Source organism: Bacillus sp. SIMBA_008, from assembly GCF_046535495.1.
Lineage (GTDB): Bacteria > Bacillota > Bacilli > Bacillales > Bacillaceae > Bacillus > Bacillus subtilis.
In genome coordinates, this window is sequence record NZ_JAWRWL010000002.1 from 822,804 (window position 1) to 844,915 (window position 22,112).

At 44.7% G+C, this 22,112-nt stretch carries 20 protein-coding genes; 5 read left to right on the plus strand and 15 right to left on the minus strand.

The window, feature by feature from the left end:
• The first annotated feature begins 274 nt into the window (after positions 1-274).
• On the plus strand, positions 275-1,420 hold the full coding sequence (aprE, locus tag SB658_RS09755; protein WP_003233171.1) for a subtilisin AprE: 1,146 nt from the start codon (positions 275-277) through the stop codon (positions 1,418-1,420).
• A 38-nt stretch (positions 1,421-1,458) separates the two neighbouring features.
• On the opposite strand, the gene SB658_RS09760 is transcribed toward aprE, so the two are convergent.
• Positions 1,459-2,739, minus strand: coding sequence for a M48 family metallopeptidase (locus tag SB658_RS09760; protein ID WP_003233175.1), 1,281 nt, complete (start codon positions 2,737-2,739; stop codon positions 1,459-1,461).
• 148 nt (positions 2,740-2,887) lie between these two features.
• On the opposite strand from SB658_RS09760, the gene SB658_RS09765 reads away from it, so the two are divergent.
• The gene (locus SB658_RS09765) at positions 2,888-3,283 is read left to right on the plus strand and encodes a YhfM domain-containing protein (RefSeq protein ID WP_003245187.1); all 396 of its coding nucleotides are present in this window, start codon (positions 2,888-2,890) and stop codon (positions 3,281-3,283) included.
• Positions 3,284-3,321: 38 nt separating this feature from the next.
• On the opposite strand, the gene lcfB is transcribed toward SB658_RS09765, so the two are convergent.
• From lcfB to SB658_RS09785, 4 genes are all read right to left on the minus strand, one after another.
• On the minus strand, positions 3,322-4,863 hold the full coding sequence (gene lcfB, locus SB658_RS09770; RefSeq protein WP_003233179.1) for a long-chain-fatty-acid--CoA ligase LcfB: 1,542 nt from the start codon (positions 4,861-4,863) through the stop codon (positions 3,322-3,324).
• A gap of 117 nt (positions 4,864-4,980) precedes the next feature.
• Positions 4,981-5,625, minus strand: coding sequence for an SDR family oxidoreductase (locus SB658_RS09775; protein WP_064911670.1), 645 nt, complete (start codon positions 5,623-5,625; stop codon positions 4,981-4,983).
• Between the two features lie 64 nt (positions 5,626-5,689).
• Positions 5,690-6,685, minus strand: coding sequence for a lipoate--protein ligase (gene lplA / locus SB658_RS09780; RefSeq protein WP_003233183.1), 996 nt, complete (start codon positions 6,683-6,685; stop codon positions 5,690-5,692).
• Positions 6,686-6,697: 12 nt separating this feature from the next.
• Positions 6,698-7,432: an MBL fold metallo-hydrolase gene (locus SB658_RS09785; protein WP_003233185.1), complete on the minus strand. Its 735-nt coding sequence runs from the start codon at positions 7,430-7,432 to the stop codon at positions 6,698-6,700.
• A 157-nt stretch (positions 7,433-7,589) separates the two neighbouring features.
• Between SB658_RS09785 and yhfH the strand changes: the two genes are divergently transcribed.
• Positions 7,590-7,724 carry a protein YhfH gene (yhfH, locus tag SB658_RS09790; RefSeq protein WP_003244802.1) on the plus strand — a complete coding sequence of 45 codons (135 nt, stop codon included), beginning with the start codon at positions 7,590-7,592 and terminating at the stop codon, positions 7,722-7,724.
• Between the two features lie 270 nt (positions 7,725-7,994).
• Positions 7,995-9,284 carry a glutamate/proton symporter GltT gene (gene gltT / locus SB658_RS09795; protein ID WP_003245579.1) on the plus strand — a complete coding sequence of 430 codons (1,290 nt, stop codon included), beginning with the start codon at positions 7,995-7,997 and terminating at the stop codon, positions 9,282-9,284.
• Between the two features lie 36 nt (positions 9,285-9,320).
• On the opposite strand, the gene SB658_RS09800 is transcribed toward gltT, so the two are convergent.
• The 4 genes from SB658_RS09800 to SB658_RS09815 all read right to left on the minus strand — a co-directional run bounded on the left by SB658_RS09800 (position 9,321) and on the right by SB658_RS09815 (position 11,969).
• The gene (locus SB658_RS09800) at positions 9,321-9,728 is read right to left on the minus strand and encodes an ASCH domain-containing protein (RefSeq protein ID WP_003233192.1); all 408 of its coding nucleotides are present in this window, start codon (positions 9,726-9,728) and stop codon (positions 9,321-9,323) included.
• 12 nt (positions 9,729-9,740) lie between these two features.
• Positions 9,741-10,781 carry a M42 family metallopeptidase gene (locus tag SB658_RS09805; RefSeq protein WP_064911669.1) on the minus strand — a complete coding sequence of 347 codons (1,041 nt, stop codon included), beginning with the start codon at positions 10,779-10,781 and terminating at the stop codon, positions 9,741-9,743.
• 133 nt (positions 10,782-10,914) lie between these two features.
• Complete coding sequence (locus SB658_RS09810; RefSeq protein WP_015715616.1) at positions 10,915-11,166, minus strand: hypothetical protein; 252 nt, start codon at positions 11,164-11,166, stop codon at positions 10,915-10,917.
• A gap of 26 nt (positions 11,167-11,192) precedes the next feature.
• Complete coding sequence (locus SB658_RS09815) at positions 11,193-11,969, minus strand: YhfC family intramembrane metalloprotease (RefSeq protein ID WP_038829127.1); 777 nt, start codon at positions 11,967-11,969, stop codon at positions 11,193-11,195.
• 128 nt (positions 11,970-12,097) lie between these two features.
• On the opposite strand from SB658_RS09815, the gene fabHB reads away from it, so the two are divergent.
• Complete coding sequence (gene fabHB, locus SB658_RS09820) at positions 12,098-13,075, plus strand: beta-ketoacyl-ACP synthase III FabHB (protein WP_144500816.1); 978 nt, start codon at positions 12,098-12,100, stop codon at positions 13,073-13,075.
• Between the two features lie 41 nt (positions 13,076-13,116).
• Here the strand turns inward: fabHB and SB658_RS09825 are convergent, their stop codons facing one another.
• From SB658_RS09825 to SB658_RS09850, 6 genes are all read right to left on the minus strand, one after another.
• The gene (locus SB658_RS09825) at positions 13,117-15,444 is read right to left on the minus strand and encodes a YhgE/Pip domain-containing protein (protein ID WP_064911667.1); all 2,328 of its coding nucleotides are present in this window, start codon (positions 15,442-15,444) and stop codon (positions 13,117-13,119) included.
• A 69-nt stretch (positions 15,445-15,513) separates the two neighbouring features.
• Entirely contained in the window at positions 15,514-16,089 is a 576-nt protein-coding gene (locus tag SB658_RS09830) for a TetR/AcrR family transcriptional regulator (RefSeq protein ID WP_014479348.1), read from the minus strand.
• 146 nt (positions 16,090-16,235) lie between these two features.
• The gene (gene hemY, locus SB658_RS09835; protein WP_032725328.1) at positions 16,236-17,648 is read right to left on the minus strand and encodes a protoporphyrinogen oxidase; all 1,413 of its coding nucleotides are present in this window, start codon (positions 17,646-17,648) and stop codon (positions 16,236-16,238) included.
• A gap of 14 nt (positions 17,649-17,662) precedes the next feature.
• Positions 17,663-18,595, minus strand: coding sequence for a ferrochelatase (hemH, locus tag SB658_RS09840; protein ID WP_014479346.1), 933 nt, complete (start codon positions 18,593-18,595; stop codon positions 17,663-17,665).
• A 71-nt stretch (positions 18,596-18,666) separates the two neighbouring features.
• Positions 18,667-19,728 (minus strand): uroporphyrinogen decarboxylase, encoded by a 1,062-nt coding sequence (gene hemE, locus SB658_RS09845; RefSeq protein WP_144500815.1) that lies wholly within the window; start codon positions 19,726-19,728, stop codon positions 18,667-18,669.
• Between the two features lie 121 nt (positions 19,729-19,849).
• Entirely contained in the window at positions 19,850-21,994 is a 2,145-nt protein-coding gene (locus tag SB658_RS09850) for a transglycosylase domain-containing protein (RefSeq protein ID WP_064911666.1), read from the minus strand.
• Positions 21,995-22,112: the final 118 nt, after the last annotated feature.

A 22,112-nucleotide genomic window follows, 5' to 3' on the forward strand; every position in this document is an offset into this window, starting at 1 on the left:
AGGAATTTGCCGGGACTCAGGAGCATTTAACCTAAAAAAGCATGACATTTCAGCATAATGAACATTTACTCATGTCTATTTTCGTTCTTTTCTGTATGAAAATAGTTATTTCGAGTCTCTACGGAAATAGCGAGAGATGATATACCTAAATAGAGATAAAATCATCTCAAAAAAATGGGTCTACTAAAATATTATTCCATCTATTACAATAAATTCACAGAATAGTCTTTTAAGTAAGTCTACTCTGAATTTTTTTAAAAGGAGAGGGTAAAGAGTGAGAAGCAAAAAATTGTGGATCAGCTTGTTGTTTGCGTTAACGTTAATCTTTACGATGGCGTTCAGCAACATGTCTGCGCAGGCTGCCGGAAAAAGCAGTACAGAAAAGAAATACATTGTCGGATTTAAACAGACAATGAGTGCCATGAGTTCCGCCAAGAAAAAGGATGTTATTTCTGAAAAAGGCGGAAAGGTTCAAAAGCAATTTAAGTATGTTAACGCGGCCGCAGCAACATTGGATGAAAAAGCTGTAAAAGAATTGAAAAAAGATCCGAGCGTTGCATATGTGGAAGAAGATCATATTGCACATGAATATGCGCAATCTGTTCCTTATGGCATTTCTCAAATTAAAGCGCCGGCTCTTCACTCTCAAGGCTACACAGGCTCTAACGTAAAAGTAGCTGTTATCGACAGCGGAATTGACTCTTCTCATCCTGACTTAAACGTCAGAGGCGGAGCAAGCTTCGTACCTTCTGAAACAAACCCATACCAGGACGGCAGTTCTCACGGTACGCATGTAGCCGGTACGATTGCCGCTCTTAATAACTCAATCGGTGTTCTGGGCGTAGCGCCAAGCGCATCATTATATGCAGTAAAAGTGCTTGATTCAACAGGAAGCGGCCAATATAGCTGGATTATTAACGGCATTGAGTGGGCCATTTCCAACAATATGGATGTTATCAACATGAGCCTTGGCGGACCTACTGGTTCTACAGCGCTGAAAACAGTCGTTGACAAAGCCGTTTCCAGCGGTATCGTCGTTGCTGCCGCAGCCGGAAACGAAGGTTCATCCGGAAGCACAAGCACAGTCGGCTACCCTGCAAAATATCCTTCTACTATTGCAGTAGGTGCGGTAAACAGCAGCAACCAAAGAGCTTCATTCTCCAGCGCAGGTTCTGAGCTTGATGTGATGGCTCCTGGCGTGTCCATCCAAAGCACACTTCCTGGAGGCACTTACGGCGCTTATAACGGAACGTCCATGGCGACTCCTCACGTTGCCGGAGCAGCAGCGTTAATTCTTTCTAAGCACCCGACTTGGACAAACGCGCAAGTCCGTGATCGTTTAGAAAGCACTGCAACATATCTTGGAAACTCTTTCTACTATGGAAAAGGGTTAATCAACGTACAAGCAGCTGCACAATAATAGTAAAAAGAAGCAGGTTCCTCCATACCTGCTTCTTTTTATTTGTCAGCATCCTGATGTTCCGGCGCATTCTCTTCTTTCTCCGCATGTTGAATCCGTTCCATGATCGACGGATGGCTGCCTCTGAAAATCTTCACAAGCACCGGAGGATCAACCTGGCTCAGCCCCGTCACGGCCAAATCCTGAAACGTTTTAACAGCGGCTTCTCTGTTCTCTGTCAACTCGATCCCATACTGGTCAGCCTTATTCTCCTGATAACGCGAGACAGCATTAGAAAAAGGCGTAACCGCAAAGCTCAAAACAGAAAACAAAAGCAATAACAGCGGAAGTGCCGCAAGATCATGCCGCCCTTCTAAATGAAACATGCTGCGGGTTAGGCGAACCGTCCGCTTGTAAAGCTTATCAATGACATAAAATCCGGCGAGCGACACGAGCAAATAGCCAGCCAGACCGATGTAAACGTGCTTCATGACATAATGGCCCATTTCGTGGCCCATAATAAACAGAATTTCTGAATCGTCAAGTTTGTTCAGCGTCGTATCCCACAATACAATCCGTTTATTGGCCCCAATTCCTGTAACATAGGCATTCAGCGCATTTGTTTTTTCTGACATGTTCACTTCATATACATGGTCAGCCGGAATATTGGCTTCATCTGCCAGCTCTAAAATTTTGCTTTCAAGCTCTTTGTTTTTCAGCGGATAAAAATCATTGTATAAAGGATCGATAATGACCGGCTGAATAAAAAACAGAAACAGCGAAAACGGCACTGTTAACAGCCAGGCGTATAACCACCATTTTTTTTCATGCCTTTTGATCAGCCAATAAAAAACGAGAACGCAAAGCGTAAAGATTGGAAAGCTGATCCAAAAGCTGATAACCTGATCCTTAGCCCAGCTGGCCGTTGTCTGTGTGGAAATGTTATAGTCAAGCGATACTTGATAGCCTATCCAATCTAAAGGCAGCGTCACCAATGTTGTAATCAGCGAAAGCACAAACACAAAACCAACGGTCTGCAAAAACCGAAAAGGCACGGCCGCTTCGATCCATTTCTTGATTTTCTTTGAAACACCGCTGACAAGCAGAACAAAAAACAGAAACCAATCAAGTGGTACCCCGATAAAAAATAAAAAATTCTTGACATTCGAATACTGCTCGGCCACTGCCAACTCAGACGGCTTCATGAAAGAAGCCGGATCAGCCTGCGTCCCTTTCACGGCTTCCGGTATTGCGGAATCACCCGACAGGAAAAAATACCAATAAAAAAACAGCCCGTACAGCACGTAAGCAAGTCCTGCTGCCGCAATCCACTTGCGCATAACGCCTCACTCCTCACATCAACCCGTTACTTCTATTGTAATCATAAATTCAAATTCTTAGAACCAAGCTGTGTTCCGCACTTTTCCACCCTTTTAAGCATGGAAAGCCCGATCGCTGGGAAAACTAACAATGTTTGGAGTGATGCAAATGAAAAAAATAGTGGCAGCCATCGTGGTAATCGGTCTTGTGTTTATCGCATTTTTTTATCTTTACAGCCGATCAGGCGATGTGTATCAATCGGTAGACGCGGATTTGATCACACTGTCTTCAAGCGGCCAGGAAGATATCGAGATTGAAAAAAGACAGCACGTCAAAGATATGCTGGATATTATGAATCAGGGAAAACAGGTGAAGACAGAAAAAACATCAGCCCCTGATTACGAAGGGACAATCAAGTTTCATAAAGACCGGTATGACTCATTCAGACTATGGATTGACGGCAGCCAGCAAGCCGTTTTTTTGAAGGATGGCACATACTACAAATTAAGCAAAAATGATACAAAGGCGCTGCTAAATATTATTAAAAAAGAAGCAAAGGATTGAAAATGAAAAAGCGAAGCTAACCGCTTCGCTTTTTCATTTTATTGGGGCAAAATATCTCTCAGTGCCCGTCTGAGCATTTTCCCCGTCGCATTTTTCGGAATATCGTCAAGAAACGTAATGGCGGCAGGCCGCTTGTATTTTGCCAGATGCTTTTCACAGTGCTGCATGATGTCCTCCTCTGTTACCCCAGAGCGTTTCGGCACCACATATCCCTTTACCGCTTCCCCGCTTTGGGGGTCCGGCACGCCGATGACAACCGCCTCCTTGACGTCCGGATGGCTGTACAGCACCTCTTCCACCTCCCGCGGATACACATTGTATCCTCCTACAATGATCATGTCTTTTTTCCGGTCAACAATGTAAAAATAGCCGTCCTCATCCCGTCTTGCCAAGTCCCCCGTATAAAGCCACCCGTCTTTTAATGCATGCTCTGTTTCCATCGGCATTTTATAATAGCCCTTCATCACATTGGGGCCTTTCACGATCAATTCGCCGACCTGGTGAGCGGGCAGCTCGCGTCCGAGCGGATCTACGACCTTGTTTTCGACATGTAAGATACTTGTCCCGATGGAGCCCGGCTTCCTGCCCCTGTCAAACGGGTTAAAGCACGTGACGGGTGATGCTTCCGAGAGCCCGTAGCCTTCCAAAATGGTAACGCCGAATTTTTCTTCAAACGCCGTCAGCAACGCGACTGGCATTGCCGCGCCTCCTGAAATGCACAGCCGGATGGAAGAAAAATCATCTTTCTTTCCGTTTTCATGCTGAAACAAGTAATTATACATCGTAGGTACACCGGCAAAAATGGTCGCCTGCTGCTGCTTAACAAGCTTAAAAACAGATGCCGGACTGAATTGAGGCTCAATCAAGACAGTTGCGCCGCTCATCAGCGGTGCATTCATGCAGACGGTTAAACAAAACACGTGAAACATGGGAAGAGCGCAGACTACATTGTCCTGCTCATCCATTCCCAAATAGCCTGCGACATCGTTGGCATTGCTGTACAAATTCTGATGAGTCAGCATCGCGCCTTTCGGTTTTCCAGTCGTTCCTGACGTATATAGAATAACCGCGGTATCATCAGGGACAAGTTCTTGGTTTTGTTTAGCGGCAGATGTCGGCCGCAATATTTTTGCAAACGTTGTCATTTTCATCCTGACCTCTGGGTCCGCAGCTTCCGGCTCGGCCTCCCCCGTCTGGCATAAAATGACGAGCTCAACCTTTGGCAGCGATTCATGCATGCTCTCATAAAGCGGCAAAAGCTGGCTAACGCCCACGATCGCCTTTACATCGCCATTTGTCAGCATATAACCAATTTCTGTCGGCGTGTACAACGGATTGATGGGAACAACCACGATCCCAGCTTTTAAAGCGCCAAAAAACGCGATGATAAAATCAGGCGAATTGCCAAGCAGCAAAGCTAGATGGTCCCCTTTCTCCATACCGGCTTCCTGAAGGCCGTCCGCAAATCGCTGAATATATTCATTCAGCTCTTGATACGTCATCATGTGATCTTTAAACCTGCATGCGATGCTGTCGGGCTTCTCAGATGCTGTTTCTTCCAATTTTGAAACAAGATTCATTCTCCCACCCCTTAAAGTGAATGAATAGTCATTCATTATTGAAGCCAAGCTTTCTCCTCCATTATAGAGAAACTGAAAAAAACACTCAAGAGCAAAAAGCCCTGAGTGTCAGTACTGTCATAGTTTCTTCAATGCTTCGGCAATCGGCGTATCTCCTTCTGTCAGATCAAAGGCCCGATTTTCCGTATTCTTCTCATCTAAAGAGGCAATGACCGTTTTTGCAACGTCATCACGGGAAATAAATCCCCGCTCCAGATCCTTCGCTGCTGAAACAGTTCCCGTTCCAGGCTCATTGCGAAGGCCTCCCGGACGGATAATCGTATAGGTTAAACCGCTCGCTTCCAGAATTTTATCAGCATAATGCTTGGCCACATAATAAGGCTTGAGTGCCTCATTCCAATTTTCACGGTTATGGGCTTGCAGGGCGCTGACCATAATAAACCGTTTGATTCCGGCAATGTCCGCAGCTTCAATGGCTTTTGCCGCTCCATCGAGATCCACCAGCAGTGTTTTATCATAGCCTGTGCTGCCGCCGGAACCGGCTGTGAAAATGATCGCGTCACAGCCTTTTGCCGCAGCGGCGATTTCTTCCGGGCTGCCCTCCAGATTCGCAAGCACAGCTTCTGCACCGGCAGCTTCAAGAGACGCTTTCTGTTCTTCTTTTCTGACCATCGCTCTGATGGAATGATCAGGATTACCTTGGAATAAAGAGACGAGTCTTTGCCCGATTTGTCCGTTCGCTCCGATTAAAAACACTTTCATGTGAATCCCTCCTGCCTCCATTATTTCAAAAACACAACCGCTCTTTCAAACGATGTGTTTTGCCTTAGTAAATCAGATCAAGGAAATCCTCTTTCGTAATGTTCCCAAAGTAATGCTTGAGATTCACACCTTCGAGCACATCAGAGATGACGCTGCGTTCGTATTGTTTTCCGACCAGCAGGTTTTCAATTTCAGATACATCACCGACACCGAAGAAATCTCCGAAGATTTTGCAGTCCTCGATTTTGCCTTTCTTGACCTCTAGGCGCAAATCGATCGATCCAACCGGATAACGTTTCGAATGATTAAGGTTAAATTTCGGCGAGCGGCCGTAGTTCCAATCCCAATTCTGATAGCGCTCTTTCGAAATTTGATGAATGGTCTCCCAATCTTTTTCCGTCAGCTTATACTCCGGCACGTTTCCAATGTCGTTTGTGTTAAAAATATGGCGAAGCAAATGGCTGCGGAATTCTTCGGTGGTCATTTTATCATCGAGAAACTCACTGATGTTTGCCACTCGGCTTCTGATCGATTTGATGCCTTTTGATTCAATTTTATCCTTTTTCACCTTTAATGCTGATACAACATGATCAATGGCTGAATCAAACATGAGGGTGCCGTGGCTGAAAATACGGCCTTTCGTTGCAAACTGAGCGTTTCCGGATATTTTCCGGCCATCCACTACAATGTCGTTCCGGCCGCTTAATTCGGCTTCAACCCCAAGCTGATGTAACGCCTGAATCACCGGCTCAGTGAATTTTTTAAAGTTATGAAAGCTGTCCCCGTCATCCTTGGTAATAAAGCTGAAGTTCAAGTTCCCCAGATCATGGTACACAGCGCCCCCGCCTGATAAACGGCGGACGACGATAATCCCGTTTTCCTCTACATATTTTGTATTGATTTCTTCTATTGTATTTTGGTTTTTCCCAATGATAATAGACGGTTGATTCACATAAAAGAGCAAATATTGCTGTTCAGGGTCTAAATGCTTTACACAGTACTCCTCGATAGCAAGATTGATCCGCGGATCATTGATATTTTGATTATCTATAAATAACATGGTGCTCCTCCTTTATCCTTCCCACACAAAACCTGATTTCGCAATATTCACTTCTCCGTTAAAAACGGTTTTCGCTTCTTTGCGAAGATTGTCATGCACGCCAAAATGCGGCAAATGTGTCAGCAGCAGTTCTCCCGCTCCCGCTTCTTTTGCAATGCGCCCCGCTTCCAGGCTGTTCATATGGCCTGCACTTGTTCCGTCTTGATCGGCATAAAAATTGCATTCCGAGATCAATAAATCAGCATCTTTCGAAAACGGTATAAATGAATCCTGATAGCTGGAATCAGCAGTATAAACGACAGTGTGGCTGCCGTCAGTAATCCGCATGGCATAGCACGTCACCGGGTGAATTGTTTTTAAAAAGGTAATCGTAAACGGACCTGCAGTCAGCGGCTGATCCGGCTGATAGGCGATCCCTTTTGTATGTGTTTTATATGTAAGCTTTTGAAACTGTTCTATATCAGCATCATGTCCGTAAATCGGAAGCGTATGCTCTCCTTTGCCGAGAAACGAACCGACTTGCTTGGCAAATTGCAGCGGCCCGATATCAGCGATATGGTCATGGTGATAATGAGACAGAACGACTGCATCCAGCTTTTCCGCCGGCACATATCCGAACAGCTTAGACAAAACGGCACTGCCGCAATCAACAAGCAGAGAGTAATCACCTGACTGAAACAAATAGCCTGACGTCGCTTCATTTGCGGCCGGAAAACCGCCATAGCATCCGATAACTGTAACTTTCATAATGTCCTCCTATCTTTTCAAAAAAATTGATCCTCCTTCAATATACCCATTTTTCTTGAAAAAAGCATGTTTTAAACATTGTATCAAAACAGTTATTGATTTTTACAATCTGTTATATTACAATGAAATCACTACAAAGGGGAAAGAGGGATTGGTTATGCTGGGGAAAATCACAGAATTTTTTAGAAACCTGCCTTCGAAAAAGTGTGCGGAATGCGGAAAAAAGATAGAAGAGCAGCATGAGTGCTATGGTAATATCTGCAATGACTGTATAAAAGTAAACGATTTGTAATGAGCGAAAATCCCGCGCCTTACGCGTGGGATTTTCTTATTTTTTCACATATCTCTTAATTTTGAAATAATAGTCAGGTTAGGTCAAAGCTCACCTGTTTTTAGATAATTCTGGTGATTATCATAATGTCATTGAATATTCTTTATTTTCGAAATATAATTTACTATAGACGAATTGATTTCTTATCTATTATAATTTGATCTAATAGTGAGATTAAATATATGTCTATTCATGATATATGTTGATACTTTGTTTTTTGGGAGGTAATCTATGAAAAGAATTAAGTTTGGATTAGCCACACAAATATTCGTTGGACTTATTCTAGGTGTCATTGTTGGCGTCATTTGGTATGGCAACCCAGCATTGCCTACTTACCTGCAGCCAATCGGGGATCTCTTTTTACGCTTAATCAAAATGATAGTGATTCCTATTGTTGTCTCCAGCTTAATCATCGGTGTAGCCGGTGCAGGAAATGGAAAGCAAGTCGGTAAATTAGGCTTCAGAACGATTCTGTACTTCGAGATCATCACGACTTTTGCCATTATTCTCGGACTAGCCCTTGCAAACATCTTCCATCCGGGTACAGGAGTTAATATACACGAAGCTCAAAAATCGGACATCAGTCAATATGTTGAAACTGAAAAAGAACAAAGTAATAAATCAGTGGCGGAAACGTTCCTCCATATTGTGCCGACAAACTTCTTCCAGTCATTGGTCGAAGGGGATCTTCTAGCCATCATCTGCTTTACAGTACTATTTGCATTGGGTATTTCCGCGATCGGTGAAAGAGGCAAGCCTGTATTAGCCTTTTTTGAAGGTGTATCCCATGCCATGTTCCACGTTGTAAACCTTGTGATGAAAGTGGCGCCATTCGGCGTTTTCGCTCTTATCGGAGTGACTGTGTCTAAATTCGGACTCGGTTCTCTTATCTCTCTCGGAAAGCTTGTCGGATTGGTTTATGTCGCGCTTGCTTTCTTCTTAATTGTTATTTTCGGGATTGTCGCAAAAATTGCCGGCATCAGCATCTTCAAGTTCCTTGCTTACATGAAGGACGAAATCTTACTGGCGTTCAGTACGTCCAGCTCTGAAACGGTTCTTCCGCGTATCATGGAAAAAATGGAGAAAATCGGATGTCCAAAAGGCATTGTTTCATTTGTCATTCCGATCGGTTACACGTTTAACTTAGACGGTTCCGTTCTCTATCAATCTATTGCCGCACTCTTTTTAGCACAGGTATATGGCATTGATTTGACGATTTGGCACCAAATTACGCTTGTGCTCGTCTTAATGGTGACATCCAAAGGGATGGCTGCCGTGCCTGGTACTTCTTTTGTTGTCTTGCTTGCAACGCTTGGCACCATCGGCGTTCCGGCTGAAGGACTTGCCTTTATTGCCGGCGTAGACCGCATCATGGATATGGCACGTACAGTTGTCAACCTGACTGGTAACGCGCTTGCTGCCGTTGTGATGTCTAAATGGGAAGGCATGTTTAATCCTGCGAAAGCAGAAACTGTTATGTCCCAATCGAAAACAGAACAAAACGCAACCATTTCTGGTTAATGAAAAGCCTGCGGGGTTCTTGCCCCGCAGGCTTTTTTAATCTTTAACAAGCACAAACAGTTCTGTAATCAAAACAGTATCCTCATTCAGCTCCAGTTCACCGCTTTTGATCAGTTCCGCCCATGCCATCCGATGATCCTCTTGAAACTCCTCAATTCGGTCTCCATTGCCCTCTCCTTTGACTAACCTCATATCAGGCGCACCAAAGGTGGTTTCAAAGACATCTGTCACTTTTATATTGCATCTTGGATTGTCATGTTTATCATAAACGGTAACAAGCTGACCCGCTGTTTGATAAACGTCCCTCAATTCATCTTTTGAATACAATGATTTCGGCGCGCACGTGGCGGTTTTTTCTCCGGCAAGGATCTGCTGAATCAGCTGTTCTCCCAACCCATCATCACCTTCCCAGCCGAATGTGCTTTTCAGCTTATAAATCTTCATTGGTCCTCCCCCTTATACCATTGGTGACTGTACATAGTAATACAGAAGCTTAGCGGTATGGCGAAGAGATGATTTATGGGTGCGTTCAAATGCATGGGAAGCGTCAATTCCCGGCCCTATGAGGCCATGCACAATATCATGCCCGGATTTGATCGCTGCTGACGCATCAGACCCGTAGTACGGATATATATCAAGCTTATAGTCAATATGATGCTTCTCGGCTAATTGAACTAAATGCTTTCTGAGCTGATAATGATACGGCCCGCTCGCATCCTTCACACAGATTGATACTGAATATTCATCTGTCGCCTGCCCGTCACCGATAGCGCCCATATCAACCGCCAAATATTCAACTGTTTCAGGAGGAATATTCGAATTCCCGCCGTAACCGATTTCTTCATTATTGGAAATAAGAAAATGGGTTGTATACGGCAGCTCAATGTCTTCTGTTTGAATTTCATGAATTAAGCGGAGCAATAAGGCGACGCTTGCTTTGTCATCCAAATGGCGCGATTTAATAAATCCGCTTGATGTGATCTCGACACGGGGATCAAACGACACAAAATCTCCGACGCCAATGCCAAGCTCCTCCGTATCTTTCCGGCAGTGAACAGGTTCATCTAGGCGGATCTCCATATTCTCTTGATTCCGCTCAGCCTTTCCCACGTCTTTGTATACGTGCACAGACGTTTGATGCATTAAGATTGTGCCTGTGTACGTTTTTCCTGAGGCGGTTTCAATTTGGCAATACTCCCCCTCAATCGAGTTGTAGCGGAACCCGCCGATTAAATCGATTTTCAGCCGGCCGTCCGCTTTAATTTCCTTTACCATAGCGCCAAGGGTGTCAACGTGCGCAGTCAGCATGCGATGCCGGGATGTGTCGCGTCCTGGAAGCGTTGCAATTAAGCCGCCCTTGTGGTTCCGAACCGTTTCTACCTTCCATTCTTTTAAAAGGCTTTCAATATAATTGATCACCTCATATGTATTTCCGGTCGGGCTTGGGATCGATACCAGTTCTTTAATGAGCTCCATCGTTTTACGTACAGACGTCATAGGGCATTCCTCCTTTTATTTTCTACTTAAAATATACTCTTTTCCCGAGGGACCCGTCCAATCTTTTCCTATCAATCTCTCATATGCTGTAGAGAGCATGGGAAGAGGAGGGATTTCTATGTGCTGTCGTCATTCACATGAACAGAAATGTCGTTGTCACGATTGGTTCGATGATTTTTGGTTCTTTGACGAGTGGTTCGATAAAGATTTCCACGACCATTGCAAGAAAAAGAAAGAATGCCATGACCCTTGCGAGAAGAAGAAAAAGAAACACCATTGTTTCTCTTGTAAAAAACACAGACATTCTTGCTGTCATTGTAAAGACTGAATCAGAAATATTCTGATGACCCATGCTTAATGAATATTTCCATTCACATTTTTCCAAGCGGGCATTGCTGCTGCTTGGACCTTTTATTGAAACACCCTTTTTGCTTTTACAATCCAATAAACTGATAAAGCCGCTATAAGAGCAATAATGATTTCAACAGCTGCAGCATGCTCTATGATTCCTCTCTGATATAAAACCGCCGGTACATTAAACAGTGCATGTAAAAGAATAGAATACAACAAAAACAGCGGCCGGCGGCTTTTAACCGCGTACAGAACAAGCAGAGACAGCCCAATTTGGACGGCAATGGCACTGATTCTTTCTATTCCGCCCAGCATCCATTCATACGAAGGAGTATGCAGCAGCTGCTCCTGTATCGGCAAAAGCGCCCGTTTGACGTCGCCATTGACCAAAAGCTGTTCAAACGTCCCGCTATTGATTGCAAATGCGTATACAATAAGTGAGATAGAGGACAAGCCTGTAATCAGGATGGCTTCAAGCCCGCCATGGCCTGCCCCGAAAGCCAGACCATCCGCCCAAGTATGATGGCGCTTCATAAAAAATCGCATCATCATATACCTTCCGCACTCCTCAAAAATTCCGGCCATCAAGCAGCCGTAAACGCCATACCATAATGGATGTTGCATCACTTCTTTCGTGATTTCATTCACTTGCAGTACATAAACATGAACGCCGCCTTCCAGCAGCTGAGCGAAGACAAAAAACGTGAGAGCGCCAATAAAAAATACTTTAAGCGAGGCGCCATACTTTCGCTTAAACCATACAATCAGCCCGATTGGCAACAGAAACGCAATAGCCCCGGATAATGCCAAAAAGACTACTGCTTCTTGACTGACCATTTTTCAGCCTCCTTTTTCTTTTTCATAGATTCCCTATTCTACACTTCTCTTTTTTTGTAAAAAAACCTCCTTTTTAGTACCAGATACTAATATCTAGTGTTATAATCTGACCATAAGGAGTGATTCATATGTCAAAAGCAAAAATTACAGCTATCGGCACCTATGCGCCGAACAGACGTTTAACCAATGCAGATTTAGAAAAGATCGTTGATACCTCTGATGAATGGATCGTTCAGCGCACAGGAATGAGAGAACGCCGGATTGCGGATGAACATCAATTTACCTCTGATTTATGCATAGAAGCGGTGAAGAATCTCAAGAGCCGTTATAAAGGAACACTTGATGATGTCGATATGATCCTCGTTGCCACAACCACATCCGATTACGCCTTTCCGAGTACGGCATGCCGCGTACAGGAATATTTCGGCTGGGAAAGCACCGGCGCGCTGGATATTAATGCGACATGCGCCGGGCTGACTTACGGCCTCCATTTGGCAAATGGATTGATCACATCTGGCCTTCATCAAAAAATTCTCGTGATCGCCGGAGAGACGTTATCAAAGGTAACGGATTATACCGATCGAACGACATGCGTTCTGTTCGGCGATGCCGCTGGTGCGCTGTTAGTGGAACGAGATGAAGAGACGCCGGGATTTCTTGCGTCTGTACAAGGAACAAGCGGGAACGGCGGCGACATTTTGTATCGTGCCGGACTGCGAAATGAAATAAACGGTGTGCAGCTTGTCGGTTCTGGAAAAATGGTGCAAAACGGACGCGAGGTATATAAATGGGCCGCAAGAACCGTCCCTGGCGAATTTGAACGGCTTTTACATAAAGCAGGACTCAGCTCTGATGATCTCGATTGGTTTGTTCCTCACAGCGCCAACTTGCGCATGATCGAGTCAATTTGTGAAAAAACACCGTTCCCGATTGAAAAAACGCTCACTAGTGTTGAGCACTACGGAAACACGTCTTCGGTTTCAATTGTTTTGGCGCTCGATCTCGCAGTGAAAGCCGGGAAGCTGAAAAAAGATCAAATTGTTTTGCTTTTCGGGTTTGGCGGCGGATTAACCTATACAGGATTGCTTATTAAATGGGGAATGTAACAAAAAAAGAACTTGTTTCCAAGGAAACAAGTTCTTTTTCTTTATGAAGCCGGCTGTTCTTCTGATGATTCTTCCTTCCGGCTTAACATTGTAAAGTAAGTAATGCTTAGTGCAATCATGACGAGGGCGATGCCGATTAAGACACCGGCCATCTGCCACATGTAGCCAAAGTCACCGTTTGAAATGACCGCTCTGAATCCGTTAATGCTGTAGGTCATCGGCAACGCGCCATGGATGACCTGATAGAAATTCGGGAGCAATTCAAGCGGGAAGGTTCCTCCGCTCGCTCCCAGCTGCAGCACTAAAATAATGACTGCGATAAAACGTCCAGGGTTGCCCATCGTGGTAGCCAAAAATTGAATCATCGCCAGGAAAGCGAGACTCGTAATGATCGTAAACACGTAAAATCTCCACGTGCTCTCTACCTCGAGACCAATTCCCAATAGAAGAACCGTCGCCACAATCAATGATTGAATGATTCCTACAAGCATCATGACATTGAATTTGCTGAAGAACCACTCAAAACCGTTTCTCGGACGTCCTGACGCTTCCTTCAGCGGGAAGACAACCGTCAGCATGATGCCGCCGACATACAAGCCCATTGACAGGATATAAGGTGTCAGCCCTGTTCCATAGTTAGGAACGGAATGAATGGCATCATCTTTGGTTTTAACCGGATCCGCAAACATGCCATATGTTTGATCATCAGCATCGATATCTCCTGTTTGGTCAGCCGCATCCTTCAGCTTACTAGACAGCTCTCCTGTGCCGTCCAATAGCTTGCCTAAACCTATATCAAGTGATGCAGATCCGTCTGCAAGTTTTGATGATCCGCTTTGGACCTGTTTAGACCCGTCTAACAGCTTAAACAATCCGCCGGATACTTGGCTGCTTCCTGTCACCAATTGCTCTGAGCCCGCTTTTGCTTTTGCGAACTGCTTATTATATTCACCGATGCCGGCTGTCAGTTTAGTTTGGCCATCTGTCAGCTTCTGTGAACCATTGTATATCTTATCAGCTCCCTCAGTTAATCTGTCAATTGCATCTTGGATTGTTTTTGCGCCGTTATAAAGCTTAGATGTAGCTTCCGGCATGGCTTTCACCTGCGCCACCTGCGCTTTCACGTCTTCAAGAGAGCTTTTTATCGTTGCGATGTCAGGCAGCTGATCAGCTGAAGGAAGCCCACTTAAAATTTCATCAAAATCAGGCGCATCAACTTTCGGCAGCTGCTTTTCAACAGAGCTGATCAACTGGCTTTTTTGCTCCGCTGTTAAGAAATCACTCGAATTGATGAGATTTTTGAATGCCTGATCACGGTTTTTTAAGCTGTTTTCAAAGTCAGACAGCTGTTTTTTAAATTCCTTCATCGCAGTTTCTGATTTTTCCAGATTGTTTACAGCAGTTTCAAGCTTCGTTAAATCGAGCGCATTAATGAGCTTTTCCGCTTTTGCTGCTTTCTCAGAACCTTCTTGGGCTTTACTGTTGAGCTGATCCAGCCCGTCAGTAAGATTAGGCGCACCCTTCTGCACATTTTGAAGTCCAGCAAGAAGTTCATTCATCTTGCTTGTCAGTTCGCCTGATCCTGCTGCAAGCTGACTAGATTTATCATAAATCTGGTTGCTACTGTCCTGGAATTTACCGAGCGAGCTATCAAGTGATTGGATGCCGCTCGTCACCTGAGCCGCTCCATCTGCAAGCTGCGCTGTTTTGTCACTGATGGTAGCGGTGCTTTCCTTCAGCTTCGCCAGATTTTCTTTCAGCTGTGCGCTTCCGTTTTTCGCATCCTTTGTGCCGTCATCAATTTTTTTCGCGCCGCTGCTCGCGTCGCTCAAACCTTTTGCGATATCTTTAAAGTTATCAAAAATAACTTTCGTATATTGCTCGGTCACTTCTTTTGAAACAGAGGCTTTCAGTTTATCAATCGCTTTTTCGCCGATCGTTGCCCCTACATAGTTAGAACCTGCATTTGTGTGGTATTTCAGATCCAATTTTTTCGGATTTTTGTCTAATACAGTGCTGGCATTCTTAGAAAAATCCTCAGGAATCTCGACAACTAAATAATATTTTTGATTCAATAAGTCCTTTAACGATTGGTCGAGATCATTGGAAAAATGCCAATCAAAGTTGTTATTATCCTTTAATTCTTTGACCAGATCATCACCGATTTGAAGTTTTTCTCCTTCATACGTTGCTCCCTTGTCTTGGTTGACGACAACGACAGGCAGCTGGTCAACTGTGCCGTACGGGTCCCAATAAGCCTTTAAGAATACGCCGCTGTAAATAAGCGGGACAAACAAAATGGCGATGATGGGAATCAATAATTTTTTACTTGTTACGATGTCTTTCCACTGACTTCGTATTGTGTTCATCCTGATGCCTCCATTCTAAAACTGACTCATCATGAAAAAGGTCATTTTCTTGCAAAGAGAAAGGATTATCTAGTTCGCTGACAATCCTTTGACAACATACAATTCAAGCAGTCCCGCAATTGTCTCTTTATCAAGCGGGGGGTGTTGTTTTTCCCAGTCAAAAATGAGCGCGATATAAAGCTTCAGCATCACAAAGGCTGTCAGTTCAGGGTCGCACGGCTTGATTGCGCCGCTTTTGATCCCGTCTTCAATCTTACTTTTGATATAAGACAGTATGGCTCGCTCCATTTTCTGGATCACTTCCTGAACTGCCATTGTACCAATCTCGGCATTCTCTTGGAAAATTTTAATCGTCAGCTGATGTGTTTTCCTGAACTCCAGAATGGCAAACAGCGCTCTGTGCACATTTTCATGGAACGGAAGGTTCGGCTCCATCGCTTCATCCGCTTTTTGCTTCATTTCCTTTAATAAAGTAGTGAAAATCTCGTCAAACAGCTCTTCTTTGTTTTTGAAAAAAGTATAAATGGTCCCCTTCCCCACGTTCGCAAGTTTTGCGACAAGATCCATTGTCGTCGCTTTATACCCGAACTGCGTGAAAGACTTTGTAGCCGCCTCCAAAATGAGCTTTTTTCGATCTATTGACATTGTATTCACCTCAAAACTGACCGTTTGAACATTTTAGTCATTAAGTACATATGCAAATGTATCATAACCTGCTGTTCAATTCAATCATTTTTTTACACAATATTGCCATTGCACATCAAAAAAACCTCCGCGATAAAGCGGAGGTTTTAGCTGAATAAATAGGTAAGCGCGTCAGACACGGCAGCTTTTCCTTGATCAATGCAGTCGGGAATGCCGACACCTTCAAAAGAAGCGCCTGTCATATAAACACCAGGATACGCAGATGCAAGTGCTTCACGCAGCTCCTTGATACGCTGCTTATGGCCGACATGGTACTGCGGCATGCTTTCATGCCATCGGGTGACACATGTCATTTCCGGCTCGCCGTTTATGTTCATGACTTTCTTTAAGTCTTCTAACACAATGTTGATAATGTCATTATCTGATAGATCGACAATGGATTCGTCTCCAGCTTTTCCGACATATGCTCGAAGCAGCGTTTTGCCTTCCGGCGCTGCGTGCGGCCATTTTTTATTCGTCCACGTACAGGCTGTGATCGCAAAGTCACTGTTTCTTGAAATGACAAAACCCGTGCCCTCATGCTCCATTTGGACGGAGCCTTCAGGGAAACCTAAAGCGACGTTTGCCACGGATGTGGAGTGCATATTTTTCAAATGAGAAATGGCAGGAAGCTCAGAAAGCATTCCCGCAGCCGCTTTATGCGGAGCAGTCACAATTACTGAATCAGCATCAAGTGTGACGCCGTTATCCAGTTCGAGCGAATAGCCAGAGCCGCTATGGCTGAGTTTGGTCACTTTTGTGCCTTTATACACCTTCGTCAGCTTTAACTGCTTTTCGATCTCTTCTACAAGGGTCTGCAAACCGGTTGACAGAGTCTGGAACTGCCCTTGTTTTTTTGCCGTCAGCTGCTGGCCTGAGCCTTGAGGCCTTGTTTTTTTCATGCCGAGAATCAGGCTTCTATGCTTTTGTTCCGTCTGGTAAAATTGCGGGAATGTCGACATCAGGCTGAGCTTGTCAATGTCGCCTGCGTAGATCCCTGATAGAAGCGGCTCGATTAAGTTCTCGACCACTTCATCTCCGACACGTCTGCGGAAGAATTCTCCCAATGACTGATCATCCTTTGTTTTGCTTGCAGGCAGGATGAAATCCATAGCAGCTCTGGCCTTCCCGGACAAAGAAAACAGACCCGTAGAAACAAACGGCGCAATTTTTGTCGGTATCCCCATTACAGCGCCCTTCGGCATTGGATGCAGGGTGCGGTTTACAAGCACATAGGATTGTCCGGTCGCATTGTTGACAAGCAAATGCTCAAGACCTAAGTCTTTAACAAGCTGCGGGGCGCTTTTCTTTCGTTCCAGAAATGAGTCTGGCCCTCTTTCGATGATATAGCCGTCTTTCTTGACAGTCTGGATTTTCCCGCCGACTCTCGGACTTGCCTCAACAAGCGTCAGCTCAAGCGGCAGATTCTTTTCTTTGATTTCTTTTTCCATATAGAAGGCGGCGGCTAAACCGGTAATGCCGCCGCCGATGATGACTACATGTTTTTTGCCGTCACTCATGTTCATCGCCTTCTTTAACGTCCTAATTTTTTTAATACGACTGTTGCCAAAGCATCAATAAATTCAGGCTTGGCATTTGGCATTTCCGGCCGATAATAGCTTGCGCCGATATCGTCAGTAACCACTTTGCATTCATAATCATTATCATAAAGCACTTCTAAGTGATCCGCGACAAACCCAACAGGAACATATACAAATGCTTGATAGCCTTTTTGTTCGAATAAATCACGTGTTAAATCCTGAACATCGGGTCCGAGCCAAGGATCAGGCGTGTTCCCTTCACTTTGCCAGCCGACAGCATATTCGGAAACGCCTGCGCCTTCAGCAATCAATTTCGCCGATTCATGCAGCTGGTCCGGGTACGGGTCTCCAAATTCTTTGATTTTTTCCGGCAGGCTGTGTGCGGATACGATGAGCATTGCGTTTTCTCTTTCATCCTCAGGCATTGACGCATATGTTTCCTTCACTCGGTCAACCCAATATTTCACGAACTTCGGTTCATCGTACCAGCTTTCAACTGACGTAATCGTTAAGCCGCCGAGTTTTTCAGCCTCTTCTTTGGCACGTTTGTTGTAGGACTGAACGCTGAACGTGGAGAAATGCGGCGCCAGCACGATGCTGACTGCTTCTGTAATGCCATCCTTATGCATCTCTGCTACGGCGTCTTCAATAAACGGCTCGATATGCTTCAATCCGATATACGCTTTAAACGTAATCTCATCCTGAATTTCATTCAAGTGCTGTTCCAGATTATGCGCCTGCTCTTCTGTGATTTTGGCAAGCGGTGAAATGCCGCCAATCGCTTCGTATCTGTCTTTCAAATCTTGAAGCATTTCAGGCTCAGGCTTTCTGCCTCTTCTGATATGTGTATAATAACGTTCAATATCTTCTTCCTTATAAGGCGTGCCGTACGCCATCACGAGAAGCCCCATTTTCTTTCTACTCACTGTTTACACCCTCTTTAATGATCTGATACAAACATTTTGACAGGATATCATTAAGATACCAAAAGATATGCTTAGGAATATTGACCCATTTTTTTGTTTTGTGAATATTCATGGACAAATGCTGTCAGTTTTTTCAAAACCTCAGGACTGACATCAGGAAATACCCCATGGCCAAGATTGAAAATGAAGCCGTCTGATTTCATACCCTGATCAAGTATTTCCTTCGTTTTCTTCTCAATGACTTCCCATGGCGCAAGCAAAATGGACGGGTCCAGGTTGCCCTGCACTGTTTTAGTAATTCCTTTTGATCTGGCTTCAGCAATGCCGAGTCTCCAGTCAAGCCCGACAACATCGAGAGGAAGGTCATGCCAATCACCTGCAAGATGGCTTGCGCCAACGCCAAACATGACCAGCGGCACATTCTCCTTTGCGAGCTCTGAAAAAATCCGGTTCATTACGGGTTTGATGTATGTTCTGTAATCTGCCTGATTCAATGCGCCGACCCACGAATCAAAGATTTGAATCGCTTTTGCGCCTGCCTCAATCTGCGCTTTCACGTACACGATGATCATGTCGGCAAGCTTGGACATCAGCAGATTCCATGCATCTGGCATGCTGTACATGAAGGCTTTTGTTTTATTGTAGTTTTTCGACGGGCCGCCTTCGATCATATAGCTTGCAAGCGTAAAAGGCGCACCTGAGAAACCGATGAGCGGGACGTTCAGCTGCTCATTGACAAGCAGTTTAATTGTCTCAAGCACGTACGGCACGTCCTGTTCCGGATCAATTTGGCCGAGTTTTTCAATGTCCGCCAGAGACCGGATTGGCTGATCAATCACAGGACCGATCCCGTTTTTGATTTCAACATCCACACCGATTGACGGCAGCGGCGTCATGATATCTTTATAAAGGATTGCAGCATCGACTCCGTATTGCTCAACCGGCAGTCTTGTGACATACGCACAAAGTTCGGGCTGATGGGTAATCTCAAACAATCCGTACTTTTCCTTCAGCTTGCGGTATTCCGACTGTGAGCGCCCTGCTTGCCTCATATACCACACAGGCGTGTGATCCGCTTTTTCTCCCCGCGCAGCTTTTAAAAACGTCTCGTTAAACGTTTCTCGTTTACTCATCTGATTTCCACCTTTCATACGGCAACCATACGTTCGTATTTCTTGACTTATTACACTATACCTTGTTTTAGGCAAATGGTATAGAAATGTAGCTCAAAGTTCAAAAAATCGCCGAATTCCATTAAGAGGAAAACAATTTTGGCTGAACATAATCGGTTCCTTCCCCTTCTCTTTTTGTCTGTGTATTATAAGGCACAATTTTATAAGACGCGCCCGAAAATAAGTTGGCATAAGGAATTTCATAGCTTCCCTTCCCTTCAACCGAATCAAGAAGCGTCTCCTCGCCGTCCTTGTTTACATAAATTCTGTATACGGCCCGATCATCCTCTTGAGCGTCCCACTTTAATTCAATAGTAAAGAGTCCCGCTGCTTTAAATGTGTAATCGGCTGTGAGTGTTTTGACCGGCTTCAACTCAATCGGGCTTTCCAGGTCTTTAATGTTTTTAGGCTTTGTGAACACATGACCGGTTTCTCCTGCCTGTGTCAAAATATCCTTAAACAGCCGCGTCGGGTATGAGCTCCCGGCTTTCAAATAATGGTTTTGATCCGTTTTGTCATAGCCCATCCAGACTGCCCCGGTTATTTTCGGCGTATAGCCTGCAAACCAAGCGTCCTTTGTCGCGCCGGAGACGCCTGTATAAGATGTAGAACCTGTTTTTCCCGCCAGGTCGCCGTGATAGGTGCCGGACGTAGCCGTTCCCTTTTTGACTACCTGCTGCAGCATTCTCGTCATATTCCAAGACGTCTGCTTGCTGAAAACCCGCTTTCCTTCTTCTTTATGATCGGCTATTGTTTCTCCGTCTTCATCTATTATGCTCGAGATAAAGAAGGGTTCCGTATACGTTCCATTCGCGGCAAATGTATGAAACGCGCCGGCAAGCTGGAGCGGCGAAACGCCTTTTTCCAAGCCGCCTAGAGCGAGAGCAAGTCCTTCATCAGGGATATCAATGCCGTTTGCTTTCAAATAAGATTTTCCTGTTTCGACGCCGATCTCATTCAGCGTCCAGACAGCCGGCGCGTTTTTGCTGTACGTAATGGCGTCAGACATAGTGACTTCGCCCTCATACCGGCTGTCGTAGTTTTTCGGCGTATAATCTCCGTAGGACTGCAACTCATCCTTCAATAGAGAATATGGCTTAAATTTCTTTTCCTGCATCGCCGGTCCGTATACGGCAAGCGGCTTAAATGTGGAACCCGGCTGGCGGACAGCTGTGACACGGTTATATCCTTTGGATGTGTAATCCCTTCCGCCGATGGCCGCTTCTACACCGCCTGTCTTGTTATTAATAAAGACCGCGCTTCCCTCGGCATTCTGATCTGTTCCGGGATAATAGCTACCCTCTTTCATCACCTGGTAAGCCGTTTTCTGCAGCTTCGAATCGAGCGGCACCATGATCGTGTATCCTCCTTGAAGAAGCTGCTCTCCGGAAATGGAATACTTGTCCTCCGCCTCTTTGATCACAAGGTCAATGTAGCTGTCAAACCAAGGTGTTTCCGACTGTTTCTTCACATGCAGTCCAAGCGTTCGGCCTTGCGCGGTGACAGCCTCTTTCGCACTGATATAGCCTTGGTCATTCATCATACCTAGAATTGTATCACGCCGCTCCTTATTTTTATCAGGGTGCAAAATCGGAGAGTACGTAGAAGGCGCCTTCGGAATAGCGGCCAAAACAGCGCCTTCAGATACAGTCAAATCTTTTACTTCTTTATTAAAATAATAGTGGGACGCCGCTTGTATGCCGTAAACCCCGTGTCCGAAGTAAAGCTGGTTTAAATACATTTCAAGCAGCTTGTCCTTGCTGTAATCCCGTTCAAGATTAATCGCAATGATCACTTCTTTTGTTTTTCTTAGAAATGTTTTGTCATGTGTCAGAAAAATATTTTTGGCAAGCTGCTGGGTGATCGTGCTTCCGCCTTCCACCTTTCCGCCTGCTAATATATCGCGATACACTGCCCTTCCGACGGATTTTGCATCAATGCCGTGATGCTCATAGAACCTTTTATCCTCAACAGCGATAAACGCTTCTCTGACCTGCTTTGGAATCTCATTGATCGAGACCGGCTCGCGATTTTCTGTATACAGGCTTGCAACCTCATCTCCGTTTTGATCAACAATTTTTGAAGAAGCATGAAGAATAAGCTTTTTTTCATCTATGACATAATGGCCGAGAAAAATAATTGAAATATATCCTATTAAAGCGAGAAAAGCAGTTAACACTAAAATAATGATAGGTATAAAAAGTTTCTTTTTCTTTATCTTAAACATGAACTCACCTCGCCTTTCTAAAGGTAGTATGGGAAAAATTGTTTGGAATTATGTTCGAAGCACTCGCCAATAGAAACTTATACCATTGTTTTGATATACTAGCAAGCAGGAGGTGGCT

Excerpts from the sequence above, each read along its gene's own strand:
- SB658_RS09760 (WP_003233175.1), bottom strand. The coding sequence starts at position 2,739 with ATGCGCAAGTGGATTGCGGCAGCAGGACTTGCTTACGTGCTGTACGGG.
- SB658_RS09765 (WP_003245187.1), top strand. The coding sequence starts at position 2,888 with ATGAAAAAAATAGTGGCAGCCATCGTGGTAATCGGTCTTGTGTTTATC.
- lcfB (WP_003233179.1), bottom strand. The coding sequence starts at position 4,863 with ATGAATCTTGTTTCAAAATTGGAAGAAACAGCATCTGAGAAGCCCGAC.
- SB658_RS09775 (WP_064911670.1), bottom strand. The coding sequence starts at position 5,625 with ATGAAAGTGTTTTTAATCGGAGCGAACGGACAAATCGGGCAAAGACTC.
- lplA (WP_003233183.1), bottom strand. The coding sequence starts at position 6,685 with ATGTTATTTATAGATAATCAAAATATCAATGATCCGCGGATCAATCTT.
- SB658_RS09785 (WP_003233185.1), bottom strand. The coding sequence starts at position 7,432 with ATGAAAGTTACAGTTATCGGATGCTATGGCGGTTTTCCGGCCGCAAAT.
- yhfH (WP_003244802.1), top strand. The coding sequence starts at position 7,590 with ATGCTGGGGAAAATCACAGAATTTTTTAGAAACCTGCCTTCGAAAAAG.
- gltT (WP_003245579.1), top strand. The coding sequence starts at position 7,995 with ATGAAAAGAATTAAGTTTGGATTAGCCACACAAATATTCGTTGGACTT.
- SB658_RS09800 (WP_003233192.1), bottom strand. The coding sequence starts at position 9,728 with ATGAAGATTTATAAGCTGAAAAGCACATTCGGCTGGGAAGGTGATGAT.
- SB658_RS09805 (WP_064911669.1), bottom strand. The coding sequence starts at position 10,781 with ATGACGTCTGTACGTAAAACGATGGAGCTCATTAAAGAACTGGTATCG.
- SB658_RS09815 (WP_038829127.1), bottom strand. The coding sequence starts at position 11,969 with ATGGTCAGTCAAGAAGCAGTAGTCTTTTTGGCATTATCCGGGGCTATT.
- fabHB (WP_144500816.1), top strand. The coding sequence starts at position 12,098 with ATGTCAAAAGCAAAAATTACAGCTATCGGCACCTATGCGCCGAACAGA.
- SB658_RS09825 (WP_064911667.1), bottom strand. The coding sequence starts at position 15,444 with ATGAACACAATACGAAGTCAGTGGAAAGACATCGTAACAAGTAAAAAA.
- SB658_RS09830 (WP_014479348.1), bottom strand. The coding sequence starts at position 16,089 with ATGTCAATAGATCGAAAAAAGCTCATTTTGGAGGCGGCTACAAAGTCT.
- hemY (WP_032725328.1), bottom strand. The coding sequence starts at position 17,648 with ATGAGTGACGGCAAAAAACATGTAGTCATCATCGGCGGCGGCATTACC.
- hemE (WP_144500815.1), bottom strand. The coding sequence starts at position 19,728 with ATGAGTAAACGAGAAACGTTTAACGAGACGTTTTTAAAAGCTGCGCGG.
- SB658_RS09850 (WP_064911666.1), bottom strand. The coding sequence starts at position 21,994 with ATGTTTAAGATAAAGAAAAAGAAACTTTTTATACCTATCATTATTTTA.